Origin of the sequence: Stenotrophomonas sp. HMSC10F07 (assembly GCF_001807895.1) — a bacterium.
Classification (GTDB): domain Bacteria; phylum Pseudomonadota; class Gammaproteobacteria; order Xanthomonadales; family Xanthomonadaceae; genus Stenotrophomonas; species Stenotrophomonas sepilia.
In genome coordinates, this window is record NZ_KV791421.1 from 1 (window position 1) to 2,164 (window position 2,164).

A 2,164-nucleotide genomic window follows, 5' to 3' on the forward strand; every position below is an offset into this window, starting at 1 on the left:
CACAAACGACTTAATCCCCTCCGTCCCCTTTTTCTTGCTTACAGCTGGATCTGCTGGAAATTCTCGACCCGTTCGTGGCCGTTGGCGGCCTGGCCGGTACGCGGCATCGGGTAATCATCCAGGCGATCGATCAGGCGGGTCTGCAACCCGGCTTCGCGGGCGGCATCCAGTTCTTCCACCACATCGGACAGGAACAGGATCTCGCCGGCCGGTACGCCGATGGCCTGCACGATGCGGCGGTAGCTGTCGGCCTCGCGCTTGCCGCCGACTTCGGTATCGAACCAGCCCGACACCAGCGGGCTGAGGTCGCCGGCGTCGCTGAAACCGAAGAACAGCTTCTGCGCCGGCACCGAACCGGAGGAGTACACGTACAGCGGCAGGCCGGAAGCGTGCCAGCCCTTCAGCACCGGCGCCACTTCCGGGTAGAAGTGCGCGGTGTAGTCGCCACGGCGGTAGCCTTCGTCCCAGATCAGCCCCTGCAGCGCCTTCAATGCGGTGTGCTTGCGGTCCTGGTCGATCCAGCCCTGCAGCGTCTCGGCCACCAGGCTGTCCTGGCAGGCACCGCCGATCTCGGTGGCGACCGCGTCCAGCCAGCGACGGACCTCCGGTTGCTGGCCATGTTCGGCGACGAACGCGGGCAACGCCTTGCGCGCATAGGGGAACAGCACGTTCTTGACGAACGAGATGCTGCTGGTGGTGCCTTCGATGTCGGTCAGGATGACGCGGGCTTGCATGGATCAGGACGCCTGGGTGGGTACGTAACGAGGGAACTTCTGCGCGATGTCGGTGCCGGTGAAATGGCCGACCCAGCCGTCGGGCTCGGTGAAGAAGCGGATCGCCACGAAGCTGGGTTCCTCGCCCATGTCGAACCAGTGGGTGGTGCCATCGGGCACGGCGATCAGGTCGTCCTTCACGCACTCGATCTCATAGACCTTGTCACCCACGTGCAGGGTGAACAGGCCGGAGCCGGCGACGAAAAAGCGCACCTCGTCTTCCTTGTGGAAGTGCTCGTCGAGGAACTTCTTGCGCAGCTCGGCGCGGTTCGGGTTGTCCGGGGCGATCGAGGCCACGTCCACGCTCTTGAAACCGCGCTCGGCCACCAGGCGGTCGATGTCGGCGCGGTACGCGGCGAACACTTCCTCCTGGCTGGCGCCCGGTGCGACCGGCGCGGTGGCCTGCCAGCGCTCGAAGGTGACGCCGATCTTCCGCAGCTCGGCAGCAATGACCGCGCCGTCCTGGGTGTCCAGCAGCGGCGATTCGGGGCGGGTGTCGTCGTAGATGCGCAGTCGGCTCATGGCGGCAGCTTGAACGTCTCGGGGGGAAGACAGGGTAGCAGGGTGGGCATGAGGTGCAGATTCCGGATCGGCATCTGCACCTGCGTGCGGGTTCAGCCGCGCAGCCTGCGCAGTTCCAGCTCGCAGTGGAACAGGAACTCGAACGCTTCCAGGTGGCGGCGTGCCTCGGCCATGTCGCGGCCCCAGGCATACAGGCCATGGCCGTCGATCAGGTAGCCCCATAGGTTCTGCCGGTCGAGCAGGTCATCGACCTGCTTCGACAGCACGTTCATGTCCTGGGTGTTGGCGAATACCGGCACATCGATGGCCATTTCATGGGTACTGTTGCCGGCGAAGGCCTTCAACAGCTCGTAGCCTTCCAGGCAGACATGACCCTGCGGCGCGTACAGGCGCGAGGCGATGGTCTGCACCGGCGAGTGCGTATGCAGCACGCAGCCGACGTCCGGGAAGCGGCGGTACAACTGGGTGTGCAGCAGGGTCTCGGCGGACGGGCGCAGCGGACGGCCGACGGCCTGGCCGTCGAAGTCCACCACCATGATGTCGTCCTCGATCAGGCGGCCCTTGTCCTTGCCGGACACCGTGATCGCGGCGTGGCGATCGTCCAGGCGGTGGGAGAAGTTGCTGCTGGTGGCCGGGGTCCAGCCGGCGTGGGCCAGTTCGCGGACATTGTCGATCAGCAGCTGGGCCAGTTCGCTCAGGCGCGCGGTGTCGTAGGGGAAGGTGGGGGCGTTCATGCCGGCGATTTTACTGGATTCGGCCAACGGCTGAGCCCCTCGTGGCTGGTCGTGTAGAGCGGTTCATGGGGTTGGCGGGGCGGGTGGGCCGTGCAGGGGGGCGCTGCAAGTACGTCCCTGTAAGCTCGATGGCGC

At 65.9% G+C, this 2,164-nt stretch carries 3 protein-coding genes; all 3 read right to left on the reverse strand.

From position 1 onward, the window contains the following. Window positions 1-38 precede the first annotated feature (38 nt). The 3 genes from mtnC to HMPREF3114_RS14565 all read right to left on the reverse strand — a co-directional run bounded on the left by mtnC (window position 39) and on the right by HMPREF3114_RS14565 (window position 2,029). The gene (gene mtnC / locus HMPREF3114_RS14555; RefSeq protein WP_053500748.1) at window positions 39-734 is read right to left on the reverse strand and encodes an acireductone synthase; all 696 of its coding nucleotides are present in this window, start codon (window positions 732-734) and stop codon (window positions 39-41) included. A gap of 3 nt (window positions 735-737) precedes the next feature. Continuing rightward, window positions 738-1,295, reverse strand: a complete 558-nt coding sequence (locus tag HMPREF3114_RS14560) for a 1,2-dihydroxy-3-keto-5-methylthiopentene dioxygenase (protein ID WP_053500751.1) — start codon at window positions 1,293-1,295, stop codon at window positions 738-740. A 92-nt stretch (window positions 1,296-1,387) separates the two neighbouring features. After that, window positions 1,388-2,029, reverse strand: a complete 642-nt coding sequence (locus HMPREF3114_RS14565) for a methylthioribulose 1-phosphate dehydratase (RefSeq protein WP_070489939.1) — start codon at window positions 2,027-2,029, stop codon at window positions 1,388-1,390. Between the last annotated feature and the right edge of the window lie 135 nt (window positions 2,030-2,164).

Coding starts and splice junctions, on each gene's coding strand:
- HMPREF3114_RS14560 (WP_053500751.1), bottom strand. CDS start 1,295: ATGAGCCGACTGCGCATCTACGACGACACCCGCCCCGAATCGCCGCTG.
- HMPREF3114_RS14565 (WP_070489939.1), bottom strand. CDS start 2,029: ATGAACGCCCCCACCTTCCCCTACGACACCGCGCGCCTGAGCGAACTG.
- mtnC (WP_053500748.1), bottom strand. CDS start 734: ATGCAAGCCCGCGTCATCCTGACCGACATCGAAGGCACCACCAGCAGC.